Here is a 24188-nt window from a genome sequence, read left to right as displayed (position 1 = left end):
CAAATTATGCATTAGCTGAAGTATCAGATTTATTTTGTTCTTCAGCGTATTTCTTCATTCCATCACGCAAAATCTCAAGGAATGTATGATTCCTGCATTCAGCATCAGCTACAATTGCATCAAAAGACACCACGAAGGTTGGCGTTGGAATAATCCGACCATCAGGATGCGGGGTATCGAATTCTTGGTAGTAAACCTTCCCTTTAGAGAAAAAAGGAGTCCACTTAAACTGCCGCAATCGGAAAGCTGTAGTGTCATTGATATTCATAATCGCGTAATACCAGACTCTTTGAATGTTCGGACAGTACGCTACCAGCTTCCCAGCTCGATCCAATAGCTGATTTACTGCGTAAAAATTATCCTTTTCTTCTTCAGTCTTTTTCTTTATTTCAACCACCACCACATCTACCGGAACAGCGTCGCTTGGGTTGGCCGAGAAGATCATGGCGATATCTGGCCTACCAGTATCACCCACGCTTTCTTCATCAAGGCGTATGGCGTTGATAACGGCATCCATGCTCTTCTCGCTCAGGATGGTCCGAAACACCATGAATTTGTCGTCTAGCAGCCAGGCATTGTTCTGGTAAATCTCTGAAGACATGGTGTCTTGCGAGAACTCCTTGTATCTTGGAACAATAAGGTTATGTATCTCGGCTTCCGCATTATCGGCCGTCATCTCTTTCATTCGGCCGATAATCTTATCACGGTACAAAATGTATTCCGTCAAGGTGCGAGATGACAGCTCCAGCGATTTTTCGTATGCAACCTCACTCAGTTTTTCGCATTGAAGTATTTCTTTCTGAACTCGAAAAAACCGCTGCTGAGCGATTGCCAAGGCATCGTCTCGATCAATCAGGCCAACGGTATCGGCCTCGAAATAGCCCAGCAAGTGTGGGAATTGCTCTTCAAATTTTTCTTTTACCTTCTCATTTTTCTCGTTGATCTGCGGAACCTTATCCGCCAGAATTTTGCCAAGTTCGCGGCGCAACACACGATAAAGAAGTGATTCTTGTATGCCTTCTGGCAGCACCAGCTTCTGGCGCGAGCTATCTGCATTGGAATGAAATATTTCCGATTCGAATAGAAAGACACAAAGATAGCCTGGAGGGAACGACGAAGGCGATATCAGGTTGGCTGGTATCGTCCGACCATCAATATTGAATGCGATGAGCGAGCTTCCCTTTCCTGCCACAGATTCAATGTGATAGTACATATCAATGGTCGAGATGGCATCCAGCGAATCATCCTGGATAGTGATCTTGGTCATTGACGGCAGGTCATCTGGTGTTATCGTCGTTTCGTGCGGGAAAAATTCTTTCTGCGCGTTACTTTCATTTGTCTTCAAATTGATGGAGATTTTGAATGCCTTTCCTTCACGTTTGCGTGCATTCAGTGTAGGCAGAAATTGCTCAATCAAGAGTGGCTTAAGGGCATCTGGCTTGAGATCGCCATATGACTTGACGCGAGCTCCAATAAAGCCCGTAAACGTCAAGGTTGTTCTGGCCTGCTGCTCCTGCTCAAGATTTTGCAGTGGTGCATTGCCGTCAAATCCCTTTTTGAAGATAAATTTTCTCTGCCACTTATCTCGCACGCTGATTACTTCAACACGATCAAAATAGTTGAGAAACACCAGACGGCCAATGCCTTTATGAAACTTGTCCCTTGGTTTCAGCAATGTCTTGAAACGATCAAAATTTTCATCTGTAAACCCATCACCGTTGTCTGAAACAGCGATCCTCAATGTATCCGGCTTGTCAAACGCCTGCACATCAATATCGATGGACACCTCTGTTGCACCAGCATCCAGCGCATTAGCCAACGCCTCAAAATAGACCAAGGTCAATGACGGATTGGGAAAAAATAGTTTGATTGCACCAGAGGGTTCAATATCCATGATTATTCCACCACAATCCGCACTTTCGCTGGATCGTTGCCCTTAGTTAGCTGATCGATGTACGCCTCAAAGCGTTTCTTCATCTCCGTCGGCGTGGCCGGTCCGTCGGTAACCTGAAGGGCCTGTTGCAGCTCCTGTGCCTTGACGGTGACCTTGACCAGACCGGAGAGCACCTCCTTCAGAGCGTGGACAAAGTTGCTATCCAGCGGTACCGGCAGTCCCTTCGACTTGATGAAGGCCTCCAGCGGTTCGCGGTCGTCGCTCTTCAGCAGGTCCATATTGGCCTGGGTGGTCGGATCCTCCAGGTTGCTGAGAATGGTGGAGGTCCAGGCCGCCACCATGGCGTCGAGCTGGGTGTCCATCTGATCGATCATCTGTGGCCCTACCGCTGTACTGGTTTCCACCGAAGGCCGGAACCCACAGTGCGGGCAGATGGGCGAGGCGCTGAGGTTTTGTTCGGTCAGAGCGAAGCAGCTCTTCAACCCGGCCAGGCGGTTCTGGTAGTCAGTGAGCTGCTGCCGGGGCATCAGGTCGATACCGGCCAGCTTGAGCAGGGTTTGCAGGCGCTGGTCGTTGAGCAGACCCGCCTTGCGCTTGTCGTCGTTCACTCCCAGCCGGGCCTTGGTGTGCAGTCCGATATAAGTGACGGTGTAATCCTTTTTCAGCTTCAGCAGCTTGGCCCCGATGCTTTGAGACTGGCTGGCCAGTTCGGTCAGGTTGGCCTGCTTGAGGGTATCCAGTACGTCCTGCCGGGAGATCTTTATGCGGTCCACCCAGTCATTGTTGGCAGGCAACACTGCCTCGGCAGTGGAGAGCCAGGACGCCGTCGGGCTATGGTCCATGATGAACTCACGCAGCGCGCCCAGCTCATCCAGCGCCTTCACGGCCTTTTCGTGTGCCAGCACCTCGGGTGCGCTGTAGCGGAAATTTTTCAGCTTGCCCGGCGAGGAGTAGGCCTGCAACGACTCAAAGAAGCTCTTGGCCTCGTCCAGCCCACTGGCCTGGCGGGCCAGGTCGGTGCCCGCGAGCAGATCCAGCCCCCAGAAGGATAACCCTTCGCGCAGGGCCTGCTGGGTCATGACGATGCGCTTAACTATCTGACCTACCGCCTGTTGGAGGTTCTGCACCGGCTCGTCTTTGCCCTGGGTGACGAGCTGGGCCATGCCCGGCGTCATGCCAAGCAATTCGAACAGGCTTTTAAGCGCGGGCAGATTCCATTCTTTGGGCTGCTCCAGGTGCTTGAAGCGGACCAGCTCGTCCATGCTAGTCGCGGCAAGTTGATGTAGCCCGGTGGCGTCGAATTTCTTGCCCGGGATGGAGAGCACGATGTCGCCGGAGTAGACCAGCGCCGCCACCAACACGCTCACCCATTCCGGCTCCAGGCGCGAGCCACCCGGATTCATGTATTCAAGTCCGTGGTCATCCTGGATGATCTCGCTGCTGTTGACCACCTGGCCGTGCCCCTTGGCCTTGACGGCATCGAGGATGAACTTGGTGTACTTCGACCTATAAGGGGCGATCTTCTCGCCGTCGAGCAACTCCAGAGCATCCAGCACAGCCGTAGCCTGCTTGGTGCGGTTCTGCCCGGCGATGGCCCGCAGGGCATCCTGCGCAGCCTGAGAGCGGTTGTTGCCGGTGATCAGGACCGAGAAGAACGGATAGTCCGGGGCCTGGTTCTCGAAGTTCGGTGCCAAGCAAACACCGGCAATGGCGTTGACCAGGTCGCGGAAGTTGATGGTCTCATGGGGCGCCAGGCCCGACAGGTCGCGGATGGATTTGCCCTTGGCCCACTCGGTCATGGACTTGGCACGGCCCTGATAGGTGACCTCGAAGGCATCGCTCATGTGTTTCTGTAGCCACTGGACCAGCTTCCTCAGGAAGCCGTTGGCTTTCGATTCATAGGTGGCCTTGGAATGACCCGATGAGGTGGCAGTAAGGTCCAGGGCAGCCGCATAGCTCCTCAGCGTGGTCTGGAATTCCTCGTCGGTGCCTTTCAGTCGGAAGAAGACTTCGTCGTTGACCTTGTCGTCTTTGAAGCGCGGCGGATCGTTGGGCTGAATGAAATAGAGGTAAAAGTCCCGCTGCGGCACGGCGGTGGAACGCTCGTTGGGAGCGCCGAAAAAGAGGTAGCCGGTGCGGGCTGCCTTATGCTCCTGCCAGACCAGTTCGTGCTGCCAGATCTTGTAGCCGGTCACGTAAGTGGCGTCCTGGCATTCCATGACCCGCTTGAGCGCCTCGTAATAGAAGCGGTCGAGTTGAGCCTGGCCCAGACTTTCGGCCCGCTTGTCGATCAGAGCGTCGAAGTCGTCGGTCTTCTTCAGGTCTAGATAGAACTGGCGGTTGTCAGCATTGAAGGAGATGAACTGGCCGCTGACCGTTTTATGGATCTCGCGCAGAACCGTTTCCACATGGGTCTGAAGGTCTTTGTCGGGTTCATCGCTGCCCAGCTCCGCGATCAGCGGATCGAACAGGCAGAGGCGGTCACGCAGCTCTTCGGCAGATGCGCCCATGGGGGCATAGATGTCGCCGGTGGTGAGGCGGTGGACAGACAGCGCATGGATCAGGCGCAGCGCCATCGGCTTGTATTGCTTGCGGGTGATAGCGCTCTCGATGCGGGATTCCAGCACCTGGCTGCAATCGATGACCGCCCGGATCTCGGGAATGGCGCGGAAGGAAGCGTTCTGCTTGAGTGTGTTCCAGTAGCTGTCGAAGGCGATCAGGCCGGGTTCGTTCTGCGGCACATCCTTGCCGAGAATGCCTTTCATGCTCATTGACAGGGTCTTAAGCACCTCGCGTTTTTCCACCACGGTGACCCGCTCGAAGGTGTCGATGTAGTCGGGGTGCACCGGGAAGAGCCGGACGAACTCGTCCATACGCTCGTTGAGCCCGCTGTAGTACTTGGAAAAGGGCATCAAGTAGTCGCGGATCTTGGCCTGTTGCTCGGCGGTCTTCTTCAGCAGACGCTCGGCCACGACAAATTTCACGTCGTTGCGGGCAATGAGGATCTGCTCGAAGCGGTCCTTCACTCGGCGGATGCTGTCGGCGACAAAGGCGAAACGCGGGCTGTCGAAAATGGCTTCCTGGACACCGGCAATGAAGCGGAAACGCAGGCCTTTGCAAACCTCGCCGACCTCGCGGAGGAAGTTGAGGTCGAGGATCAGCTCCTGGTCTTTTCGGGTGCGCAGGTAGTCGAGCAGCTCGTCGACCACAAGCAGCAGGCCGTGTTCGGGGAAGACCTCGCCGAACTTGGCCATCATGTCTTCGAAGGCCCGTTTGTGGCTGGTGATGGTCCCGGCTTCAGGGAACACATACTTCACACCGAGTATTTCGAGATGCTCTTCCAGTTCGGCCACCAGAATGTCGCGCAGGGACATGGTGGTGGCTCCGATCTCGGTACGGATAACTTTGAACCGACCGGCAATCTGAGCGGCTGCATCGCGGACACCAGTGTGGCTCAGTCCTTCCATCAGTGAGGCGTCTGCGGCAAGACTGGAGACCACCGACATCAAGTGCGATTTACCAGTGCCGTAGTTACCGACGACCAGCAGGCCCTTGTTATCGACCGGCTGATCGAACTGCATCTGAGGGATGACAAGCTGCGTGAGCCGTTCGGCCATTTCATCTGAAATGACATAGGTGTTCACGAGGGTGTGCGCGGCGCTCGATTTGTCCGCGTCACGCAACTGAACGACCGACTCAATCGGGTCGAACTGGATAAGGTCTCCATATTTCATGCTTGTCCTGCCTCTCTATTCTTTTTTGCCGGGTCGACCGTGGCCATGCCATCCATGCCCACAATCAGCGCATCGACTGAGTCATAGCTGCGGTACTCGGGATGTCCGGTTTCGGCGTACAAAAGCCTCCCGGAATTCACGATTCCGTTCCACGAAGCCACCACAGTCCGGTTTCTCGAAATGCCTTGCAGCAACCGCAAGGGGTCCTGCTTGAGGTCCTTGTCGAAAAGGATCTCGAGATTATCCAGCACCACGGGTGACTGAGCCTGGTCCGCGATCTGGTCGAGGATTCTCGGCAACCGAAGCGACCGCTGCTTTGCCGTCAGCTCAAGCAGTTCGCCTGAAAGAGCCAGATTGACGTTGACGACGGATGCCCCGAACTCCTGGGCAACTTCCCGAAGAACGCCGGTCTTGCCGGAACCGGTCTCACCCACCAGCAGTACCAGGCGGTGATACAGCCCTTCGGCTGCCTGGAGGGATCGTTTTATTTTGTCGTGTATCGGTTCGGCCATGGTCGCTCCCTACTGCTCGGTGTCCGGCTTATCGGATTTATCAGCCGCACCGCCGGAGCGGACCCATTCGTCTACTTCGTCTTGTTTGAACATCCAGCGACGGCCGACGCGATGACCGGGCATAGCCCGTTGTTCGATCCATTTGTAGACCGTTTCATTGCTTACATTCAGATATTTGCAAATGTCATCGACTGTCAGCCATCTCTCGTCCATAGCCTTCGCCCTTCGATCATCTTGTTTTCGGTAAAGCCCAAAAGTCTCCGGGAAACCGAAATCCGGACACAATGCCGCAAATTAGCCCCCCCCACAAACTACATTGAGGCTTGCCAAAATCAAGCGTTTTGAGCCGATTAGTGCCGACTTTTCCTAAAAAGGTCCAGTTTTCAGCTGTGGACCGGTCGCCGCCCTGAGGCGCACCCATGGTGTAAGTTCATGCGGCGGAGGTGTTTGCACTTTTCATTGAGCGCCCCCAGATACATGCTGCGGCCTTCGGGACGGATGCCTTCAAACCAGTCGATCTGCGGGTCACACTGCGGATCGGCTAGAGGTACCAGCTCTCCATGGATCAGCTTCCTGTCACAACCTGACGGCCTAAGCGTTTTGTGTGCCGACCTCCCGCTGCTCGGACGCCGACCCAGGATCGAAGGCGCCACGAGCTAGGACCAGCCATTTCTGGCACCTCAAGAGCCAGAAATCCACTTGATTACTCCGCAAACTTTGGTTTGCCCCCGCGCACTTCGTTGCCATTGAAGAAGAAGGCAGCGTGAATGTGATCCCCCTATCCTGACCTCGCTCAGCACACGTATAGCCCGTCGCATGGCCGGAGATCGGATTGCGCCCAAGCTCCCTAATCAATCGATCTAGATCTCGAATACATGCTCGACACGAAGACATCAATGGGGAACTGATAGTGCTGGAAGCAGATTCAAGCTAACGGTGACCCAACGGTGACCCAAACGCGTAAATCTGGACTCAAAGCTAAAACATTCGCCCATAAAAAAATCCAGTCACCGCTAAGTGACTGGATTTTCTAGGGTTTTTTGGTCGGGACGGAGTGATTCGAACACTCGACCCCTTGCACCCCATGCAAGTGCGCTACCAGGCTGCGCTACGCCCCGACTGTACTTCCAAGCTCAGTGGCTGTGCTTCCGAAGTGAGCCGCACTATATACTAAGCTTCTGATAAGTGGAAGTTTTTTTTGCTTCTGTCACTTCTTCAGGACTAGCAGGACTTCTTCCAGCTCGGCGATCATCTGGCGGATGAGCTGCTTGTACTGGGTGACGTCGTCCTTGGCCTCGTCGCCGGAAAGGCGCTGGCGCGCCCCGCCGATGGTGAAGCCCTGGTCGTAGAGGAGCGCGCGGATCTGGCGGATCATCAGCACGTCCTGGCGCTGATAATAGCGGCGATTTCCGCGGCGCTTCACCGGGTTGAGCTGCGGGAATTCCTGCTCCCAGTAGCGCAGCACGTGGGGCTTGACCGCGCACAAGTCGCTGACTTCGCCGATGGTGAAGTAGCGCTTGCCGGGAATCGGTGGCAGCTCGTCGTTATGACTTGGTTCCAGCATATGCCTCAACCCTGGCCTTCAGTTTCTGCCCTGGACGAAAGGTGACAACGCGGCGGGCCGTGATCGGGATTTCTTCACCGGTCTTCGGGTTGCGTCCGGGGCGCTGGCGCTTGTCGCGCAGGTCGAAGTTGCCGAAACCGGACAGCTTGACCTGCTCGTTGTGCTCCAGCGCCTGGCGGATCTCTTCGAAGAACAGCTCCACCAACTCCTTGGCTTCCCGTTTGTTCAGGCCCAGCTCTTCGTACAGACGTTCCGCAATTTCAGCTTTCGTCAGAGCCCCCATACGCTATTTCCTTAACGTGGCATTGAACCTTTCTTCCAACGACGTGACGATGTTCTGCGTCGTGCTATTGACTTCATCGTCATTAAGAGTGCGCGATGGATGCTGCCAGGTCAAGCCGACGGCAAGGCTTTTTCTATGCGGATCAATGCCTTTACCGTGATACACATCAAACAGCCTGAGGTCCGTCAGCCATTCGCCGGCCGCCGCACGGATTTGTGTCAGGATGTCTTGCGCCGGCACGTCCTGGTCCACCAGCAGCGCCAGGTCGCGGCGTACTTCGGGGAAGCGCGACAGCTCGCGGAACTTCGGCAGGTGGCCGTCGACCACTTCGGCCAACAGCAGCTCGAAGAGGAACACCGGCTGCTCGAGGTCGAGTTTCTTCGCCAGTTCCGGATGCAGCGCGCCCAGGTAGCCGACCAGCCGCCCTTCCCGCTCGATGCGCGCGGTCTGCCCCGGGTGTAGCGCCGGGTGCTCGCCGGGCACGAAGCTGAAGTCGCCGAGGGCACCGGCACTGGCCAGCACTGCCTCGACATCGGCCTTGGCGTCGAAGAAGTCCACGCCGTCACGGCCGTTGGCCCAGCCTTCCGGCAGGCGCTTGCCGCAGATGGCGCCGGCGAGCATGGCTTCCTGCTTCAGGCCTTCCAGTTGACCGACGAAGCGCAGGCCGCTTTCGAACAGGCGGCCCCGCGACTGCTGGCGGTTGAGGTTGTGCTGCAGCGCCTTGACCAGGCCCGGCCAGAGGCTGGAACGCATCGCCGCCATGTCGGCGGAGATCGGGTTGGCCAGGGTCAGCGGCTGGGTGCCCGGATCGAACAGTTCGAACAGGGCCGGATCGATGAAGCTGAAGGTGATCGCTTCCTGGTAGCCGCGGGCGACCAGCAGGCGCCGCAGCAGCGGCAGCGCGGCGCGCGCTTCCGGCTTGTTGTTCGGCGCCAGGCGCGCCTGCGGGTAGCGCACCGGCAAGCGGTTGTAGCCGTAGAGACGGGCCAGTTCCTCGATCAGGTCGACTTCCAGGGAAATGTCGAAGCGATGGCTCGGTACGCCGACTGACCACTGCCCTTCCCCGTCGGCTACCACCGTCAGCTCCAGGGCTTGCAGCAGGCGCACGATCTCGGCGGCGTCCAGCGGCATGCCGAGCATCTGGGTCACACGCTCGGCGCGCAGGGTGATCGGCGCGACCTTCGGTAGGTGCGCTTCGCTGACCTGATCGACGATCGGCCCCGGTTCACCGCCGACGATGTCGAGGATCAGGCGCGTCGCGCGCTCCATGGCCTTGCGCGCCAGCTGGCTGTCGACGCCGCGCTCGAAGCGATGCGAGGAGTCGGTGTGCAGGCCATAGGAGCGGGCCTTGCCGGCCAGGGCGATGGTGTCGAAGAACGCGGCTTCGAGGAACAGGTCGCGGGTGCTGTCGCTGACGCCGCTGTGCTCGCCACCCATCACCCCGGCGATGGCCAGGGCGCGCTGGTGGTCGGCGATCACTAGGGTGTCGGCGCGCAGGGTGATTTCCTGGCCGTCGAGCAGGACCAGCTTCTCGCCGTCCTCGGCCATGCGCACGCGCACACCGCCGTTGATCTCGGCGAGGTCGAAGGCGTGCATCGGCTGGCCCAGTTCGATCATCACGTAGTTGGTGACGTCGACCACCGGGTCGATGCTGCGGATGTCGGAACGGCGCAGGCGCTCGACCATCCACAACGGGGTCGGCCGGCTCAGGTCGACGTTGCGGATCACCCGTCCGAGATAGCGCGGGCAGGCGGCCGGCGCGGCGAGTTCGACCGGACGGGTCTCGTCGTGCTGCGCGGCGACCGCATCCACCGCCACCGGCGCCAGCGGTACGTCGTAGATGGCGCTGACTTCGCGGGCCAGGCCGGCGAGCGACAGGCAGTCACCGCGGTTCGGGGTCAGGCCGACCTCGATGGTGTAGTCGTCCAGCTCCAGGTAGGTGCGGACGTCCTGGCCGACCGGCGCGTCGGCCGGCAGCTCGAGCAGACCGGCGTTCTCTTCGCTGATCTGCAATTCCTTGGCCGAGCAGAGCATGCCGAAGGACTCGACGCCACGCAGCTTGGCTTTCTTGATCTTGAAGTCGCCCGGCAGTTCGGCGCCGATCATGGCGAAGGGAATCTTCAGGCCCGCGCGCACGTTGGGCGCACCGCAGACGACCTGGAAGGTCTCGCTGCCGTTGCTGACCTGGCAGACGCGCAGCTTGTCGGCGTCCGGATGCTGTTCGGTCGAGAGCACCTCGCCGACCACCACGCCGCTGAAGGCGCCGGCGACCGGCAGGTCGGCGTCGACCTCGAGGCCGACCATGGACAGGCGAGCGACCAGCTCGTCATGGGAAACCTGCGGATTTGCCCAGCTCCGCAGCCACTTTTCACTGAATTTCATCCTGTTCTCCTAAGGAATCCGGTTGCGTTCTGGCCTAGCGGAATTGTCCGAGGAAGCGCAGATCGTTATCGAAGAACAGACGCAGGTCGTTCACCCCGTAGCGCAGCATGGCCAGGCGCTCGGCGCCCATGCCGAAGGCGAAGCCCTGGAATTTCTCGGGATCGATGTTGGACATGCGCAGCACGTTCGGGTGCACCATGCCGCACCCCATGACTTCCAGCCAGCCGGTCTGCTTGCACACGCGGCAGCCGTTGCCGCTGCAGATCACGCACTGGATGTCCACTTCGGCCGAGGGCTCGGTGAAGGGGAAGAAGGACGGACGGAAGCGCACTTCGAGCTGCTTCTCGAAGAAGGCGCGGAGGAATTCCTCGATGGTGCCCTTGAGGTCGGCGAAGCTGACACCCTCGTCGACCAGCAGCCCTTCCACCTGGTGGAACATCGGCGAGTGGGTCAGGTCGGAGTCGCAGCGGTAGACGCGCCCCGGGCAGACAATGCGGATCGGCGGCTGCTGAGACTCCATGGTCCGCACCTGCACCGGTGAGGTGTGGGTACGCAGCAGCATGTTCGCATTGAAATAGAAAGTATCGTGCATGGCACGCGCCGGGTGGTGGCCCGGAATATTGAGCGCCTCGAAGTTGTGGTAGTCGTCTTCGACTTCCGGGCCTTCGGCGACTTCGTAGCCGATGCGGCTGAAGCACTGCTCGATGCGCTCCAGCGTGCGGGTGACCGGATGCAGGCCGCCGCTCAGCTGGCCACGACCAGGCAGGGTGACGTCGATGCGCTCCGCGGCCAGCCGGGCGGCCAGCGCGGCCCCTTCCAGCTCGGTCTTACGCGCGTTCAGCGCATCCTGGACCTTTTCCTTGGCCACGTTGATCAGCGCGCCAACCTTCGGCCGCTCTTCGGCCGGCAGGTCGCCCAGGGTCTTCATCACCTGGGTCAGTTCGCCTTTCTTGCCGAGGTAGTGAACCCGGATCTGCTCCAGGGCATTGACGTCTTCGGTGTGTCGCACAGCCTCCAATGCTTGAGAGACCAGCGCATCCAGGTTTTCCATGTATGGACTCCAGATACAAAATAGGGGAAGAGCGGTAAGGCTCTTCCCCTATCGGTGACGTTACGTCCGGACCGAAGTCCGGTGATTGTCGTAGGGCTTAAGCCAAGCTTGCCTTCGCTTTCTCGACAATCGCGGTAAACGCCGCTTTTTCGTTCACTGCCAGATCGGCCAGGACCTTACGGTCGATCTCGATGGCCGCCTTTTTCAGGCCGGCGATCAGGCGGCTGTAGGACAGACCGTTCTGACGAGCACCAGCGTTGATACGGGCGATCCACAGTGCGCGGAACTGACGCTTGCGCTGACGACGGTCACGGTAGGCGTATTGGCCAGCCTTGATCACCGCCTGCTTGGCAACGCGGAACACGCGCGAGCGTGCACCGTAGTAGCCCTTGGCGAGCTTCAGAATTTTCTTGTGACGACGACGGGCGATAACGCCACGCTTAACACGAGCCATGAATTAATCCTCTACCTTAATAATCAGCGCAGACGCAGGGAGCGTTCTACGCGCGCAACGTCAGACTTGTTCAGCATCGAGGTGCCGCGCAGTTGACGCTTACGCTTGGTGGTCATCTTGGTCAGGATGTGGCTCTTGAAGGCGTGCTTGTGCTTGAGGCCACCAGCAGTCTTCTTGAAGCGCTTGGCCGCGCCACTTTTGGTCTTCATCTTTGGCATGTTCGGATACTCCGCATTGAGTGATTACGCATAACCGCAAGGCCTGCCAGTGCCCTGGTGGTTACTTTTTCTTCTTGGGAGCGATGACCATCATCAGCTGGCGTCCTTCCAGCTTAGGATGCTGCTCGACGGTGCCGTACTCCACGAGGTCGGCTTCGACCCGCTTCAACAGCTCCATCCCCAGCTCCTGGTGAGCCATCTCACGGCCGCGGAATCGCAGGGATACCTTGGCCTTGTCCCCTTCACTAAGGAAACGTACCAGGTTGCGTAGTTTTACCTGGTAATCCCCTTCTTCCGTCCCTGGACGAAACTTGATTTCTTTGACCTGCGCCTGCTTCTGGTTCTTCTTGGCGACCGCAGCCTGCTTCTTCTTCTCGAACAGGTGCTTGCCGTAGTCCATGATGCGGCAGACAGGAGGCACCGCGTCGGCCGAAATCTCAACCAGGTCCAGCTTCGCCTCTTCGGCTAGGCGGATCGCCTCATCGATCGAAACAACACCAACCTGCTGGCCATCAGCTCCAATCAACCGTACCTCACGAGCCGAGATGTTCTCGTTGATCGGGGGTTTCGGTTGAGCTCGCTTATCCTGTCTCATTTCACGCTTAATAATGATTACTCCGAGTCTTGGCGACCACGCCGGGAAACCGCCTGTGCCAACAGCTCAGCGAACTGGGTGACGGGCATGGAGCCCAGGTCTTCCCCTTCGCGCGTACGCACCGCGACGGCCTTCGATTCAACTTCCCGATCTCCAATAACCAAGAGATAGGGAACCTTGAGCAAAGTATGCTCGCGGATTTTAAAGCCGATCTTCTCGTTTCTCAAGTCGGACTTGGCACGGAATCCGCTTTCCCCGAGGATCCGCACCACCTCGGCGGCGAAATCGGCCTGCTTGTCGGTGATGTTCATCACCACTGCCTGGGTCGGCGCCAGCCAGGCCGGGAAGGCTCCGGCGTAGTGCTCGATGAGCATGCCGATGAAGCGCTCGAAGGACCCGAGGATCGCACGGTGCAGCATCACCGGGCGCTTGCGGTTGTTGTCCTCGGCGATGTAGCTGGCGTCCAGGCGCTCCGGCAGGTTCGGGTCGTACTGCAGGGTGCCGCACTGCCAGTTACGACCGAGGCAGTCCTTCAGGGTGAACTCGATCTTCGGCCCGTAGAACGCGCCCTCGCCCGGCTGGTATTCCCAGGCCAGGCCGGATTCGTTCAGCGCATCGGCCAGCGCGCCTTCGGCGCGATCCCACAGCTCGTCGGAACCGACGCGCTTGGCCGGACGGGTCGACAGCTTCATGGCGATGTCGGTGAAACCGAAGTCGCGGTAGACCTGCAAGGTCAGCTTGATGAAATCGGCCGCTTCCTTCTTCACCTGCTCTTCGGTGCAGAAGATATGCGCGTCGTCCTGGGTAAAGCCGCGTACGCGCATGATCCCGTGCAGCGCGCCGGAAGGCTCGTTGCGGTGGCAGGCGCCGAACTCGGCGAGGCGCAGCGGCAGGTCGCGGTAGGACTTCAGGCCCTGGTTGAAGATCTGCACGTGGCACGGGCAGTTCATCGGCTTGACCGCGTAGTCGCGGCTTTCCGAGGAGGTGGTGAACATGTTCTCGGCGTAGTTCGACCAGTGACCCGAACGCTCCCAGAGGATGCGGTCGACCACCTGCGGGGTACGCACTTCGACATAGCCATGGTCGCGCTGGACCTTGCGCATATACTGCTCGAGCACCTGGTAGACGCTCCAGCCATTCGGGTGCCAGAACACCATGCCCGGCGCTTCTTCCTGCAGGTGGAACAGGTCGAGCTGCTTGCCGATGCGGCGATGGTCGCGCTTCTCGGCCTCTTCGATGCGCTGGATGTAGGCCGCCAGTTGCTTCTTGTCGGCCCAGGCGGTGCCGTAGATGCGTTGCAACTGCTCGTTCTTCGAGTCGCCGCGCCAGTAGGCGCCGGAAATCTTGGTCAGCTGGAACGCCTTGAGGAAGCGGGTGTTCGGCACGTGCGGGCCGCGGCACATGTCCACGTACTCCTCATGGAAGTACAGGCCCATGGCCTTCTCGTCCGGCATGTCGTCGATCAGGCGCAGCTTGTAGTCTTCGCCACGGGACTTGAACAGCTCGATGACCTCGGCGCGCGGGGTCATCTTCTTGATCACGTCGTAGTCCTTGTCGATCAGCTCGCGCATGCGCTGCTGGATCGCCGCCATGTCCTCGGGGGTGAAGGGGCGCTCGAAGAAGATGTCGTAGTAGAAGCCTTCCTCGATCACCGGGCCGATGACCATCTTCGCGGTCGGATAGAGCTGCTTGACCGCATGGCCGACCAGGTGGGCGCAGGAGTGGCGGATGATCTCCAGTCCTTCCTCGTCCTTGGGCGTGATGATCTGCAGGGTCGCGTCGCGATCGATGGTGTCGCAGGCGTCGACCAGGCGGCCGTCGACCTTGCCGGCGAGGGTCGCCTTGGCCAGGCCCGCGCCGATGGATTGGGCCACCTCGGCCACGGAGACCGGGTGATCGAAGGAACGTTGACTGCCGTCGGGAAGAGTAATGATGGGCATGGCGCCTCCTCTCCTAGTGGTGACCCCTACCAAAGGCCACGTGGGTTGGGATGTGCCAGTAAGCGTCGCCCGCCGGGCCGGCCTGCCTCACAGTGGCAGGCGCCTTGCGGCACCCCTGCGCCGAAGCGCGCGGACGGAGATCACTGGGAATGGATACTGACGAAAAACGCCGGAGCTGATCCGGCGCGAAGCGCCCATGGTAAAGCATCCGCGGCGAGCTGACGAGCGGTCAGTTCGCCCGGCCTCGCTTCAGGACGTTTCCACGTCCGGCGCAACGCCATCGACGCGCGCCAGGAACTCCAGTACCGACCGGTTGAAAGCCGCCGGACGGGTGGCATTGAGGCCATGGGACGCGCCCTGGATGCGTTGCAGCTCGGCGCGCGGCAGGGCCGCCGCCAGCGCCTCGGCGGTGGCCGGGAATGGCAGCGGGCTGCGTTCGCCATTGAGGATCAGGCTCGGCAGGTCGATCGAGCGCAGTTCCGACAGCGCCAGCGCCGGCGGCTGGTCGGCCACCTGCCCGACCAGGGTCATGGCGTTGTCCAGCGTCATTCGGCGGAACGTCGCCGACGAGCGTTTCCATACCCCGGCGCCGCTCACCGTATCGACGAACAGTTCCAGTCCCCGTTCCGCCTCGCCGCCACGGATCAATTCGAGCGCCTGGCGCCGGAACTGGTTGCGTTCCAATGGTTCCTCGGGCGCAGGCAGGCCGGCGTGGGCGTAGACCTCGGCGGCATAGTCGCCGCCGGGATCGGCCAGGCTCAGCGAACGCAGGGCGTCCGGAGCGGCCAGCGCCAGGCGCAACGCCAGGTTGCCGCCACGGGAATGGCCGAGCAGGTGTACCGGCTCGCCGAGCCGCTCGACCAGCGCCAGCAGGTCGGCGACGTGGCGGGCGCTGGTGAAGTCCGCGCCCTGCCCGCCCCAGCGCTCGGGGTAGTAGTGACGCAGGCTCGGCACGATCAGCCGGTGGTGCTCGCCGAGGCTGCGCAACTGCCATTGCCAGTAGCGGTAGTCGCACAGCGAACCGTGGACCAGTAGCAGCGGCGTGCCCTCACCCAGGTCCTGATAGACCAGTTGATACCCATCCACCTCGAACGAGGCGAGTTCGCCACTCATGCACGCAACCCTTTCGGTTTCTTTTTCGACTCAGCGCGACGAACGGTGACCGGGCCCGCAGCCCGATGCACGGCATCGCCTGGAAAAGATGGATGTTAACGGCCTGAGGTCACGTCCCGTAATGACAAATAGGTCTAGGGCCGTCTCGCCCGCTGGACTAGGCTGGAAGTTCCCCTGCGGAGGTGACGCCGATGAATACGCCGATCTTCTACGAGCTATTCCGCAACCACCCGCTGCATGCCCCGTCCGCCCGGACCCTGGCGAGCATGCTGGCCCTCGGCCTGGCACTGGCCGGGGTATGGGCCCTGCTGCTGGGCTGGGGCATCGGCCTGGGCATCGACAACTTCGCCATGTACTTCGGCTGGACCGCCCTGCTCATGACCATCCTCCTGGTCGCGCTGTTCCTCGGCGCCACGCTGTTGCGCATGGAGGCCATCTGGCTGGCTTTCCTGCTCGCCCTGCCCCTGCTGACCAGCCTGACCGGCTGCCTGGCCCTGGTCGGTGCCGGCCCCGAATGACCGCGCTTCAGACCATGGTCGAAGACCGATTGCAGTAATTCCCCTTCCCGCAGGGTCTATCCTTGGGTAAGAGGAGGACGAACCATGACTCCCGAATCCTTCGTCACATTGCTGATCGTCGCCTGGCTGGGCCTCGCCGGCGTCACCCTGTGGGCCTTCCTGCGCGTGCCGCGTCGGCGCGCGCGCCTGCAGCGCAAGGCACGGCAAGCCGAAAACCGGCATCCCGCGCGGCCGCCACAGCCTCTTCCGCAACGCAGCTGAAGCCGCCACGCCGACCGGTCACGGCAGGAAGGCGTGCTGGGAAACCCCCAGCAACAGATAGGCCGCCAGCACGGTGAACGCGAGAAAACCCACGACGTAACGCAGCATCCCGACTCCTGTCAGTCATTTCATCCCTGATGCTGACCCGAACGACCTTGCATCGTTCTGCGCCAGCCTGCCGAAGCGCCGAACGGGCAGGCCAGCCCTGGCCTTCCCTTCCGACACGAGCGGGGGCCGGTCGATCCTCGCCCAGCCCCCTCGAAGCTTCACTCTAGCACTCTCGCCCGCCCTGCCGGAGGTCTCCGCCAGGATTCCGGACGAACCGTTCAGCCCGCCATGTAGCTCGGCAGGCCGCGCTCCTGCAGACGACGCAGGGTGCCGACCACATCCACCGGCAGGCTCCCCGCCTCCAGGGCCAGGTCACGGCGCACGGCGTTGATGAACCAGTACATGCGCTTCTCGTCGGCCAACTGGGCGGCGGACACCACGCGACGGGTCACGATCTCTTCGCCGTTGCGCAGGGTCAGCAGGGCGCCGCCGTCCGGACGCATCTGGGTGGATACGGCAAAGGTGGCCTGGAAGGCATCGAACAGCATCTTGATGGACTTTTCCATGATCGTTTATCCCCTCTTGCATGAAAACCGACCGCGAACTTCAGCGCAGCCGCAACACGGGGAAAGGTGGCAGCTTTCATGCCAGCCACATGAAAAATTAAGACCATTCAAAATCAATAACTTACGAAAATACTCAGCGAAGCGGTCCGTGCAAACTGCAAGATCGTGCGAAATGCATCATGCGATTTGCCAGCAGGCTCAGTCGGAAAACAGCGGCCGGCCCCGCACATCGAAGCCGCGCACCCGGTACAGCGCCGCTTCCGCCAGCGACAGCGCGGCCGCCGGACTCTCGCACGGCGGCTGGCCCGGCAGCACCAGCCATTCGGTGCGTCCGTCGTCGATGCTGGTTATCTCGATCTCGGCCAGATAGCCGCTGTCCTCGCGCAACCAGGTGGCGCGCAGTTCGAACTCGCCAAAACGCCTGCCGGACACCCGCCAGCCTCCCTTCGGAAAAGTCGTCGCAGTGTAACCAGGCCGGGCGTCGATCAGCCAGCCAGGTCGGCCAGCGCCTCGCGCTCCTCGTCGCGCAGGGTCAGGACCCGGCAACCCCGCTCGGTGACCAGCACGGTGTGCTCGTACTGGGCCGACAGGCGGCGGTCGCGGGTGGTCACGGTCCAGCCGTCCTTGTGCAGCTTCACCGCGTGGCCGCCCTGGTTGATCATCGGTTCGATGGTGAAGGTCATCCCGGCCTTCAGCCGCGCACCCGCGCCAGCGCGACCGAAGTGCAGGACCTGCGGCGCCTCGTGCATCTTGCGGCCGATGCCATGCCCGCAGTATTCGCGGACCACCGAATAACCGTTGGCTTCGGCGTGACTCTGGATGGCATGCCCGATATCGCCGAGGGTGGCGTCCGGGCGCACCACGCGGATCGCCCGGTACAGGCATTCGCGGGTGACGTCGAGCAGCTTCTGCGCCTGGCGGTCGATGGCGCCGACCCGGTACATCTTGCTGCTGTCGCCGAAATAGCCGTCCTTGATCACCGTGACGTCGACGTTGACGATATCGCCGTCGCGGAGGATCTGCTGCGCCGACGGCCAGCCATGACAGACCACCTCGTTGACCGAGGTGTTCACCGTGAACGGATAGCCGTACTGCCCCTTGCTGCCGGGAATCGCCGCGAGGGTGTCGACGATGTAGCGCTCGCAGAAGCGGTCGATCTCTGCCGTGCTGATGCCTGGCCGCACCACCTCGTCGAGGGCTTCGAGGACTTTCGCGGTGAGCGCGCCGGCCACGCTCATGCGCTGGATTTCCTCCGCGCTCTTGATCATCCCGAGATCCTCGCCGCGTCCTGCTCGCGGCGGTCGCTTTCGCGCGCTTCGTCCATCAATTGGCGTAGCACCTGCGCATAGGTCAGGCCGGGATTGGCTTCGATCAGCATGCCGATGCGCATCCAGTGCTCAGCCTGGGCATTGATCGAGCGCGACATGGCCTTGCAGGCGATGCGCGCCTCTTCGTGCAATTGCTCGGAAATCTTCACCAGGCCCACACTACACCTCGACTACAAAACATATACGGAACGCATACTAACCATCGCATGGACGCGGCGCAAACGGGAAGGTCCGCCCTCGCCTGGCCATGGACTGGCCACGATTGGCATCTCCTGCAAAATCAGTAACATGCGGATTTTTTTGGAAGTTGCCGCATGCTTTCCCGTTTGTTTGTAGGCCTTTTCGCCCTCCTCCTCGCCAGCACCGGCCAGGCCAACGCCCCGCGCACGTTCTCCGAAGCGAAGAAAATCGGCTGGAAGCTCTACGCCCGGCAATCCGTGGAGTTCTACTGCGGCTGTCGCTACTCGGGAAATCGTGTCGACCTCGCCAGTTGCGGCTACAAGCCGAGGAAGAACGCCAACCGCGCGCGGCGCATCGAGTGGGAACACATCGTCCCGGCCTGGGTGATCGGTCACCAGCGGCGCTGCTGGCAGAACGGCGGGCGGAGCAACTGCGCGAGGCACGACAGCACCTACCAGCGCGCCGAAGCCGACCTGCACAACCTGGTGCCGAGCATCGGCGAGGTCAACGGCGACCGCAGCAACTTCGGCTTCGGCTGGCTGCCGCAGAAACCCCAGCAATATGGCGCCTGCCCGATGGTGGTGGACTTCAAGGCGCGCAAGGCGATGCCACGCCCGCAGATCCGCGGGATGATCGCCCGCACCTACTTCTACATGAGCGACCGCTACGGCCTGCGCCTGTCGAAGCAGGATCGCCAGCTCTACAACGCCTGGCACAAGCAGTACCCGCCACAGACCTGGGAGCGCCAGCGCAACCACATGGTCGGCTGCGTGATGGGCTGGGGCAATCCCTATGTCGGCCCGGTGGACCTGGCGACCTGCAGCAACCTATCCTCGCGTCGACGCTGACCTCCGCCGGAGTAGCCCATGATCTTCCGCACCCTCGCCCTGTTGCCGCTCTGCGCCGCCCTGGCGTTCGCCGCCGACGCCGGGGAGCGCCGCTTCGACTGCACGGTGGTGGCGATACACGACGACGCCAGCCTGGGCTGCCGCCTGCCCGGCGCGAACAAGGCGCTGCGCATCCAGCTCAATGCCGTCGAGCTACCGGCCGCCGAGCCCTGGCGTCGGCGCGCCCGGGAAGCCCTGGAAGACATGCTGCTCGGCAAATCGGCGACCATCCGCGAGCAAGGCCGCGACGCGCGCTTCCGCATCCTCGGCGCGGCCTGGGTCACCCCGGCCGACTGCCCCACCTGCGGACATACCCTGGATACCGGGCTGGCCCTGCTGACCATTGGCCTGGCCAGCTGGCGCGACGCGCCGGACAGCGGCCAGACGGCCGAGGCGCGCGGCCAGTACCGGTTCGCCGAGGAAGAAGCGCGGGCGCGCAAGGCTGGCCAGTGGCGACCGCGCGACGCCGCTCCTAGAGATGGATCTCCGCGAACTTGATGCCCAGCCCGCGCAGCTCCTTGACCGCGTCGTCGAGCCGGCGGAACGACATCACCTCGTCGCTCTCGTCGACCAGGAAATAGCTGCGCCCGCCGTCCTTCTTGAAGAACACTATCCATTCCCTGGCCAGGGTGGGATTGGCGATGATGTGGGTCGCCGAGATCTTCCCTGCCGCCTGCCTGTCCCGAACCTTCTCGCGCTTCATTGCCTTCCCGTCAGCTGTGTGGAAAGGCGGAATTATCGCATCATCGGTTCCCGCGGCGAAAAAACTCAGCGTGCCGCCATCGCCATTTCCATGCCCGGCACGGCCAGTTCCCGGCGGATGCTGCGGATCAGCCACTCGGTCTCCGGCGGCGCGCTGAGCTGCGGCGAGGGTATGGTGCGAGCCACGTAGCGGCCGTCGGCGGCCTGCAACTGCAACAACAGCGCGCCGTCATGGCGGCTCTTGCTGGACAACTGGAACTCGGGAAAGGCAGCGGCGATTTTCTTCAGGTCGACAGACATGGTGCGCTCCATTTCTGAGAAGTTGGACGGAGGCCCGCCGCGCGGCGGGCAGGCGCAGTCTGGCTAACGGATGCGACCGAATGATGACGCCGGCGACGAACCAATTCGCCCGCCGTGGCGTCCCAGAAAGGACGCGACGAATTTCACCCAACGGAAAATGCCTGGCGGCAAGCGGCCATCGGTGGTCGATCGTCATCGGCACGCACACAGCAAGGAGATGGAATGTTCCGTACGGCTTATCGGGAAATAGGCCTGTTCGGCCTGGTCAAGCGCACAGTGAACGAGTTCCTCGAGGACGACATGCCGACCTACGCCTCGGCCCTCGCCTATCAGATGCTGTTCTCGCTATTTCCGTTCCTGCTGGTGCTGATCACCCTCGTAGGCTACCTGCACCTGCCGGAGTTCTTCGCCTGGCTGCGCGAGCAGGCGGCGTTGCTGCTGCCGCCCGAGGCGATGGATCAGGTCAACCCGGTGATCGACCAGTTGCAGCAGCAGAAAGGCGGCCTGCTGTCGATCGGTATCGCGGTGGCGCTGTGGACCTCCTCGGCGGGCATCCGCTCGATGATGATCGCGCTCAACGCCGCCTACGACGTGAAGGAGAGCCGCCCGGTATGGAAGCGCTTCTCCCTGTCGATCCTCTACACCCTCGGCATCGCCCTGTTGTTGCTGGTGGCGGCCGGCCTGATGGTCACCGGGCCGCAGGTGATCGCCTGGATCGCCGGCCTGGTCGGTCTGGAACAGTACCTGGTGACGCTCTGGACCTGGCTGCGCTGGCCTCTTGCGGTGTTCCTGCTGATGCTCGCGGTGGCGCTGTTCTACTACCTGGTGCCGGATGTCGAGCAGCGTTTCCGCTTCATCACTCCAGGCTCGGTGCTCTCGGTGATCGCCTGGATCGCCGCGTCCCTCGCCTATGGCTTCTACGTGAAGAACTTCGCCAACTACAACGCCATGTACGGCAGCATCGGGGCGATCATCATCCTCCTGCTGTACTTCTACCTGTCGGCGGCAGTGGTGCTGTTCGGCGCCGAGCTGAACGCGGTGATCGAACACCATTCGGAAGACGGCAAGGACCCTGGCGAGCGCGAACTTCCGGACAACGACGACCCCGAACTCAAGGCTTGAGCAGGGCGTCGGCCTCGCTGACGCTGGCCTTGCCGGTGGCGCGCCGGTACAGACACAGCTCGCGGCCCTGGCGGCCCTGCATGTGCGACTGCGGATAGCGGCCCTGCAGGAGCAGCGCCGAATAGCCCACCTCATCGTCGAAGGGCAGTACCTGCCCCACCGCGCGTACCTGGCGCAAGCCGCTGGCTTTCAGGCAGGCGGCACGCACCATGGCGTCGTGCGCCTGCCACGCCTCGGCCGTGGAAGCCCAGGCCGGCGCCGAACCGAGCAGCAGGCAGACCAGCGATCCCGCAACCACCCTCGACATTGCGCACCTCGCATCGCCGGAAACAGGCAGGAAAAGAGAAGCCCCCGGGACCACAGCGGCAACTAAAGGCCCCGGGGGCGATGAGGCGGCAGTTACACCTCGCAGCAATGGACATTGCCCCGCGAAAAATAGTTCTACGCTCGCCGACGAAGCGCTCAGCCGGCCCAGCCCAGCACCAGCGCAGCCAGGGCCAGGTAGCGGAGCGTCTTGGCCAGGCCGACGATCAGCAGGAAACTCCAGCAGGGCTCACGCATGATGCCGGCCACCAGCGTCAGCGGATCGCCGATGACCGGCACCCAACTGAGCAGCAGGGTCCAGCGGCCGTAGCGGCGATAGTGTCGCTGCGCCCTGAGCAACTGCACCTCGCCCACGGGAAACCAGCGGCGACCGCGGAAATGCTCGAGGTAGCGACCCAGCCACCAGTTGACCCAGGAACCCAGCACATTGCCGACGATGGCCAGCGCCAGCAGCCACGCGACCGACTGGCCGCCGCGCAGCAGCAAGGCGGCCAGCACGGTTTCCGACTGCAACGGCAGCAGGGTCGCCGAACCGAACGCCGAGAGGAACAGCCCGGCGTACGCGGCCCAGTCAGTCAACACCCGAACGCTCCCAGCGCCATTCGCATCCCCACTCCAATCCGGAAAAAACTGACCTGGGACAGCCGTCCCGAGGCCGGCGAAGCATACCCTGGCAGGCAAGGGCATTTCCCCGGTTATCCGAAAAGGAGGCAGGCCATGTTCATTCCCGGCCATCTGCATCTCGCCTCGGCCAGCGAAGTCGACCGCCAGGCATTCGATATCCACCTGCGCTACCGGGTCCTGGAGGCCGAGGCCCGCCCGGTGGCCGTACACTTCGACATGGAGGGCCGGATCGACGGCCAGCCTTTCAGCGAAAGCTTCGAACTGCCGCGCGACGCCGCCGTGCATTTCGCCAGCCGTGCCAGTCGCCTGGCCCGGCGCCACGGCCTGCGCTTGCGGCAGGGACCGATCGTGCGCCAGCGCCGCGAGTACGACGCTATGTTCGACGACCTGCGCCGACGCCTGAAACTCAAGAGCGGCGAAGCGATCGACCTCGACCGCTACCTGCGCGGCGAGGCCGGGGCATCCTGAAACGGCTCTCCCGCATGCTACGGAAGCCCCCGACGCAGGCCATGCCGTGCAACTTTCAGCGAAGCGGGCGACTCCATACCTAGGTAACCATCCTCGTCAAGGAGACCGACATGACTCTGAAAACCCGCTCCGCTCGCGCCAAGCAGGCTATCCAGGACCAGGCCATGGCCGAACTGCAGGACCTGATCGCCGAGGTGGACCAGTTGATGAGCGGCACCGGCAGCCTGGCCGGCAAGGAGGGCGCGAACCTGCGTGAACAGATCAATTCCGTGCTGCATCGTGGTCGCGACGCCATCGAGCGCACCCGCCGCGGCGTGGTGCAACGCAGCCAGGCGGCCGCCGAAGCGACCGAGGAATACGTCGAGGACCATCCCTGGCAGACCATCGCCGTATCGGCCGGCGCCGGCTTCCTCCTCGGCCTGCTGGTGGGCCGCCGCTAGGGCGTTTCCGCAGGCAACAGAAAGCCCGCGCTCGGCGGGCTTTTCGGCAAGGCAAGGGCCTTGGCTCAGGCGGAGATCGCCGCCTCCAGCGGCCAACTCAGTTCCCAGGTTCCCTTCAAGGCTTCCGCCTCGTCACGGCTGGTGAAGGGGCCGGCCCACATGGCGCCGTCCACCATCAGGATCCAACAGGCCAGCAATCCCTTGCTGCGCAGCGATTCGGGAACGGACGTCCCCACCAGCACGGCGACTTCGATTCTGGACATAGGCTGACTCCGGTTATCATTAGCTTGCTAATAATAAGCGCCCGCCCCTTCGCCATGAAGCACGCCGCGCACAACAGTCTTTTTCATCTGCGACAAAATTACCCACCCCCGGCTCCCACGGCGGCCCTGCCGTCCCGCCGGCTATAGTGGAAAAACAGCGAATCCAGGAGGAACCGTCATGGACACCAGCCCGCACACCTTTTCCAACCTGTTCCGCCAGTTGGGGCTCCCCGCTGGGCGAGACGACATCGTCGCCTTTCTCGCCCGGCACCACCTCGAGGAGGGCACGGCGCTGCCCGATGCGCCATTCTGGAACCCTGCCCAGGCCAGCTTCCTGCGCGAGGCCCTGGCCGAGGACTCCGACTGGGCCGAACAGGTCGATGAACTGGCCTTGCAACTGACCCGCTGAAAAAACGC

General features: G+C 61.6%; 30 protein-coding genes and 1 tRNA gene. 8 read left to right on the top strand and 23 right to left on the bottom strand.

Annotated elements, in window-relative coordinates; all coding sequences use genetic code 11:
• Nucleotides 1-4: 4 nt before the first annotated feature.
• From LJF27_RS12560 to LJF27_RS12495, 14 genes are all read right to left on the bottom strand, one after another.
• Entirely contained in the window at nt 5-1894 is a 1890-nt protein-coding gene (locus tag LJF27_RS12560) for an ATP-binding protein (RefSeq protein WP_023116940.1), read from the bottom strand.
• Between the two features lie 2 nt (nt 1895-1896).
• Nucleotides 1897-5628: a DUF6079 family protein gene (locus LJF27_RS12555; RefSeq protein WP_023116941.1), complete on the bottom strand. Its 3732-nt coding sequence runs from the start codon at nt 5626-5628 to the stop codon at nt 1897-1899.
• The gene (gene brxF, locus LJF27_RS12550; RefSeq protein WP_023116942.1) at nt 5625-6140 is read right to left on the bottom strand and encodes a BREX-3 system P-loop-containing protein BrxF; all 516 of its coding nucleotides are present in this window, start codon (nt 6138-6140) and stop codon (nt 5625-5627) included. Before brxF ends, LJF27_RS12555 begins: the two co-directional genes overlap by 4 nt.
• 9 nt (nt 6141-6149) lie before the next feature.
• Nucleotides 6150-6353, bottom strand: coding sequence for a helix-turn-helix domain-containing protein (locus LJF27_RS12545; RefSeq protein ID WP_011927933.1), 204 nt, complete (start codon nt 6351-6353; stop codon nt 6150-6152).
• Between the two features lie 828 nt (nt 6354-7181).
• Nucleotides 7182-7258 (bottom strand) — tRNA-Pro (locus LJF27_RS12540).
• 89 nt (nt 7259-7347) lie between these two features.
• Entirely contained in the window at nt 7348-7704 is a 357-nt protein-coding gene (locus LJF27_RS12535) for a MerR family transcriptional regulator (RefSeq protein ID WP_003090655.1), read from the bottom strand.
• Nucleotides 7685-7987 (bottom strand): integration host factor subunit alpha, encoded by a 303-nt coding sequence (ihfA, locus tag LJF27_RS12530; RefSeq protein ID WP_003090661.1) that lies wholly within the window; start codon nt 7985-7987, stop codon nt 7685-7687. The genes LJF27_RS12535 and ihfA overlap by 20 nt, the downstream gene beginning before the upstream one ends.
• Before the next feature lie 3 nt (nt 7988-7990).
• Entirely contained in the window at nt 7991-10369 is a 2379-nt protein-coding gene (gene pheT / locus LJF27_RS12525; protein ID WP_023116943.1) for a phenylalanine--tRNA ligase subunit beta, read from the bottom strand.
• 34 nt (nt 10370-10403) lie between these two features.
• Nucleotides 10404-11420 (bottom strand): phenylalanine--tRNA ligase subunit alpha, encoded by a 1017-nt coding sequence (gene pheS / locus LJF27_RS12520; protein WP_003090666.1) that lies wholly within the window; start codon nt 11418-11420, stop codon nt 10404-10406.
• 97 nt (nt 11421-11517) lie between these two features.
• Complete coding sequence (gene rplT / locus LJF27_RS12515; RefSeq protein ID WP_003099086.1) at nt 11518-11874, bottom strand: 50S ribosomal protein L20; 357 nt, start codon at nt 11872-11874, stop codon at nt 11518-11520.
• Nucleotides 11875-11897: 23 nt separating this feature from the next.
• Nucleotides 11898-12092: a 50S ribosomal protein L35 gene (gene rpmI, locus LJF27_RS12510; RefSeq protein ID WP_003090673.1), complete on the bottom strand. Its 195-nt coding sequence runs from the start codon at nt 12090-12092 to the stop codon at nt 11898-11900.
• 61 nt (nt 12093-12153) lie between these two features.
• Nucleotides 12154-12705, bottom strand: a complete 552-nt coding sequence (infC, locus tag LJF27_RS12505) for a translation initiation factor IF-3 (protein ID WP_003119938.1) — start codon at nt 12703-12705, stop codon at nt 12154-12156.
• Nucleotides 12705-14627, bottom strand: coding sequence for a threonine--tRNA ligase (gene thrS / locus LJF27_RS12500; RefSeq protein WP_003090677.1), 1923 nt, complete (start codon nt 14625-14627; stop codon nt 12705-12707). Before thrS ends, infC begins: the two co-directional genes overlap by 1 nt.
• A gap of 249 nt (nt 14628-14876) precedes the next feature.
• The gene (locus LJF27_RS12495; protein WP_023116944.1) at nt 14877-15740 is read right to left on the bottom strand and encodes an alpha/beta fold hydrolase; all 864 of its coding nucleotides are present in this window, start codon (nt 15738-15740) and stop codon (nt 14877-14879) included.
• 191 nt (nt 15741-15931) lie between these two features.
• On the opposite strand from LJF27_RS12495, the gene LJF27_RS12490 reads away from it, so the two are divergent.
• Nucleotides 15932-16258, top strand: coding sequence for a hypothetical protein (locus tag LJF27_RS12490; protein WP_003090681.1), 327 nt, complete (start codon nt 15932-15934; stop codon nt 16256-16258).
• An 84-nt stretch (nt 16259-16342) separates the two neighbouring features.
• Complete coding sequence (locus LJF27_RS12485) at nt 16343-16519, top strand: hypothetical protein (RefSeq protein ID WP_003099098.1); 177 nt, start codon at nt 16343-16345, stop codon at nt 16517-16519.
• A gap of 326 nt (nt 16520-16845) precedes the next feature.
• On the opposite strand, the gene LJF27_RS12480 is transcribed toward LJF27_RS12485, so the two are convergent.
• The 4 genes from LJF27_RS12480 to LJF27_RS12465 form a co-directional block, all read right to left on the bottom strand.
• Complete coding sequence (locus tag LJF27_RS12480; protein ID WP_003090684.1) at nt 16846-17133, bottom strand: DUF3509 domain-containing protein; 288 nt, start codon at nt 17131-17133, stop codon at nt 16846-16848.
• 198 nt (nt 17134-17331) lie between these two features.
• Nucleotides 17332-17565 (bottom strand): hypothetical protein, encoded by a 234-nt coding sequence (locus LJF27_RS12475; protein WP_023116945.1) that lies wholly within the window; start codon nt 17563-17565, stop codon nt 17332-17334.
• Between the two features lie 53 nt (nt 17566-17618).
• The gene (gene map / locus LJF27_RS12470; protein ID WP_003114411.1) at nt 17619-18401 is read right to left on the bottom strand and encodes a type I methionyl aminopeptidase; all 783 of its coding nucleotides are present in this window, start codon (nt 18399-18401) and stop codon (nt 17619-17621) included.
• Nucleotides 18398-18619, bottom strand: coding sequence for a ParD-like family protein (locus LJF27_RS12465; protein WP_003090688.1), 222 nt, complete (start codon nt 18617-18619; stop codon nt 18398-18400). The genes map and LJF27_RS12465 overlap by 4 nt, the downstream gene beginning before the upstream one ends.
• 156 nt (nt 18620-18775) lie before the next feature.
• Here LJF27_RS12465 and LJF27_RS12460 point away from each other — a divergent pair, with 156 nt between their 5' ends.
• Entirely contained in the window at nt 18776-19489 is a 714-nt protein-coding gene (locus LJF27_RS12460) for an endonuclease (protein ID WP_003124481.1), read from the top strand.
• Nucleotides 19490-19507: 18 nt separating this feature from the next.
• Complete coding sequence (locus LJF27_RS12455) at nt 19508-20026, top strand: thermonuclease family protein (RefSeq protein WP_023116946.1); 519 nt, start codon at nt 19508-19510, stop codon at nt 20024-20026.
• Here the strand turns inward: LJF27_RS12455 and LJF27_RS12450 are convergent.
• Nucleotides 20001-20231: a hypothetical protein gene (locus LJF27_RS12450; protein WP_003090795.1), complete on the bottom strand. Its 231-nt coding sequence runs from the start codon at nt 20229-20231 to the stop codon at nt 20001-20003. The two genes, LJF27_RS12455 and LJF27_RS12450, sit on opposite strands and share 26 nt — an antisense overlap.
• Nucleotides 20232-20296: 65 nt before the next feature.
• Nucleotides 20297-20530, bottom strand: a complete 234-nt coding sequence (locus LJF27_RS12445) for a DUF3509 domain-containing protein (RefSeq protein WP_003090796.1) — start codon at nt 20528-20530, stop codon at nt 20297-20299.
• 222 nt (nt 20531-20752) lie between these two features.
• On the opposite strand from LJF27_RS12445, the gene LJF27_RS12440 reads away from it, so the two are divergent.
• Nucleotides 20753-21652, top strand: coding sequence for a YihY/virulence factor BrkB family protein (locus LJF27_RS12440; RefSeq protein ID WP_003090797.1), 900 nt, complete (start codon nt 20753-20755; stop codon nt 21650-21652).
• On the opposite strand, the gene LJF27_RS12435 is transcribed toward LJF27_RS12440, so the two are convergent.
• Both LJF27_RS12435 and LJF27_RS12430 read right to left on the bottom strand, forming a co-directional pair.
• Complete coding sequence (locus tag LJF27_RS12435) at nt 21642-21959, bottom strand: hypothetical protein (protein ID WP_003099112.1); 318 nt, start codon at nt 21957-21959, stop codon at nt 21642-21644. The genes LJF27_RS12440 and LJF27_RS12435 overlap by 11 nt on opposite strands.
• Before the next feature lie 155 nt (nt 21960-22114).
• On the bottom strand, nt 22115-22558 hold the full coding sequence (locus tag LJF27_RS12430) for a YqaA family protein (RefSeq protein ID WP_003099113.1): 444 nt from the start codon (nt 22556-22558) through the stop codon (nt 22115-22117).
• Nucleotides 22559-22693: 135 nt separating this feature from the next.
• Between LJF27_RS12430 and LJF27_RS12425 the strand changes: the two genes are divergently transcribed.
• Nucleotides 22694-23068, top strand: coding sequence for a DUF5064 family protein (locus LJF27_RS12425; protein WP_003090800.1), 375 nt, complete (start codon nt 22694-22696; stop codon nt 23066-23068).
• A gap of 110 nt (nt 23069-23178) precedes the next feature.
• Nucleotides 23179-23508, top strand: a complete 330-nt coding sequence (locus tag LJF27_RS12420; protein ID WP_003090802.1) for a DUF883 family protein — start codon at nt 23179-23181, stop codon at nt 23506-23508.
• 65 nt (nt 23509-23573) lie between these two features.
• On the opposite strand, the gene LJF27_RS12415 is transcribed toward LJF27_RS12420, so the two are convergent.
• Nucleotides 23574-23771, bottom strand: a complete 198-nt coding sequence (locus LJF27_RS12415) for a hypothetical protein (RefSeq protein ID WP_003090804.1) — start codon at nt 23769-23771, stop codon at nt 23574-23576.
• Between the two features lie 178 nt (nt 23772-23949).
• Here LJF27_RS12415 and LJF27_RS12410 point away from each other — a divergent pair, with 178 nt between their 5' ends.
• Nucleotides 23950-24180: a DUF2789 domain-containing protein gene (locus LJF27_RS12410; RefSeq protein ID WP_003090806.1), complete on the top strand. Its 231-nt coding sequence runs from the start codon at nt 23950-23952 to the stop codon at nt 24178-24180.
• The last annotated feature ends 8 nt before the right edge of the window (nt 24181-24188 follow it).

This window comes from Pseudomonas sp. 203-8, assembly GCF_020708595.1.
Lineage (GTDB): Bacteria > Pseudomonadota > Gammaproteobacteria > Pseudomonadales > Pseudomonadaceae > Pseudomonas > Pseudomonas aeruginosa.
The sequence above is the reverse complement of the archived record's forward strand: the minus strand, read 5'-3'. Positions and strand labels throughout refer to the sequence as shown.

Excerpts from the sequence above, each read along its gene's own strand:
- LJF27_RS12560 (WP_023116940.1), bottom strand. The coding sequence starts at position 1,894 with ATGGATATTGAACCCTCTGGTGCAATCAAACTATTTTTTCCCAATCCG.
- LJF27_RS12555 (WP_023116941.1), bottom strand. The coding sequence starts at position 5,628 with ATGAAATATGGAGACCTTATCCAGTTCGACCCGATTGAGTCGGTCGTT.
- brxF (WP_023116942.1), bottom strand. The coding sequence starts at position 6,140 with ATGGCCGAACCGATACACGACAAAATAAAACGATCCCTCCAGGCAGCC.
- LJF27_RS12545 (WP_011927933.1), bottom strand. The coding sequence starts at position 6,353 with ATGGACGAGAGATGGCTGACAGTCGATGACATTTGCAAATATCTGAAT.
- LJF27_RS12535 (WP_003090655.1), bottom strand. The coding sequence starts at position 7,704 with ATGCTGGAACCAAGTCATAACGACGAGCTGCCACCGATTCCCGGCAAG.
- ihfA (WP_003090661.1), bottom strand. The coding sequence starts at position 7,987 with ATGGGGGCTCTGACGAAAGCTGAAATTGCGGAACGTCTGTACGAAGAG.
- pheT (WP_023116943.1), bottom strand. The coding sequence starts at position 10,369 with ATGAAATTCAGTGAAAAGTGGCTGCGGAGCTGGGCAAATCCGCAGGTT.
- pheS (WP_003090666.1), bottom strand. The coding sequence starts at position 11,420 with ATGGAAAACCTGGATGCGCTGGTCTCTCAAGCATTGGAGGCTGTGCGA.
- rplT (WP_003099086.1), bottom strand. The coding sequence starts at position 11,874 with ATGGCTCGTGTTAAGCGTGGCGTTATCGCCCGTCGTCGTCACAAGAAA.
- rpmI (WP_003090673.1), bottom strand. The coding sequence starts at position 12,092 with ATGCCAAAGATGAAGACCAAAAGTGGCGCGGCCAAGCGCTTCAAGAAG.
- thrS (WP_003090677.1), bottom strand. The coding sequence starts at position 14,627 with ATGCCCATCATTACTCTTCCCGACGGCAGTCAACGTTCCTTCGATCAC.
- LJF27_RS12495 (WP_023116944.1), bottom strand. The coding sequence starts at position 15,740 with ATGAGTGGCGAACTCGCCTCGTTCGAGGTGGATGGGTATCAACTGGTC.
- LJF27_RS12490 (WP_003090681.1), top strand. The coding sequence starts at position 15,932 with ATGAATACGCCGATCTTCTACGAGCTATTCCGCAACCACCCGCTGCAT.
- LJF27_RS12485 (WP_003099098.1), top strand. The coding sequence starts at position 16,343 with ATGACTCCCGAATCCTTCGTCACATTGCTGATCGTCGCCTGGCTGGGC.
- LJF27_RS12480 (WP_003090684.1), bottom strand. The coding sequence starts at position 17,133 with ATGGAAAAGTCCATCAAGATGCTGTTCGATGCCTTCCAGGCCACCTTT.
- map (WP_003114411.1), bottom strand. The coding sequence starts at position 18,401 with ATGATCAAGAGCGCGGAGGAAATCCAGCGCATGAGCGTGGCCGGCGCG.
- LJF27_RS12460 (WP_003124481.1), top strand. The coding sequence starts at position 18,776 with ATGCTTTCCCGTTTGTTTGTAGGCCTTTTCGCCCTCCTCCTCGCCAGC.
- LJF27_RS12455 (WP_023116946.1), top strand. The coding sequence starts at position 19,508 with ATGATCTTCCGCACCCTCGCCCTGTTGCCGCTCTGCGCCGCCCTGGCG.
- LJF27_RS12450 (WP_003090795.1), bottom strand. The coding sequence starts at position 20,231 with ATGAAGCGCGAGAAGGTTCGGGACAGGCAGGCGGCAGGGAAGATCTCG.
- LJF27_RS12445 (WP_003090796.1), bottom strand. The coding sequence starts at position 20,530 with ATGTCTGTCGACCTGAAGAAAATCGCCGCTGCCTTTCCCGAGTTCCAG.
- LJF27_RS12440 (WP_003090797.1), top strand. The coding sequence starts at position 20,753 with ATGTTCCGTACGGCTTATCGGGAAATAGGCCTGTTCGGCCTGGTCAAG.
- LJF27_RS12435 (WP_003099112.1), bottom strand. The coding sequence starts at position 21,959 with ATGTCGAGGGTGGTTGCGGGATCGCTGGTCTGCCTGCTGCTCGGTTCG.
- LJF27_RS12425 (WP_003090800.1), top strand. The coding sequence starts at position 22,694 with ATGTTCATTCCCGGCCATCTGCATCTCGCCTCGGCCAGCGAAGTCGAC.
- LJF27_RS12420 (WP_003090802.1), top strand. The coding sequence starts at position 23,179 with ATGACTCTGAAAACCCGCTCCGCTCGCGCCAAGCAGGCTATCCAGGAC.
- LJF27_RS12415 (WP_003090804.1), bottom strand. The coding sequence starts at position 23,771 with ATGTCCAGAATCGAAGTCGCCGTGCTGGTGGGGACGTCCGTTCCCGAA.
- LJF27_RS12410 (WP_003090806.1), top strand. The coding sequence starts at position 23,950 with ATGGACACCAGCCCGCACACCTTTTCCAACCTGTTCCGCCAGTTGGGG.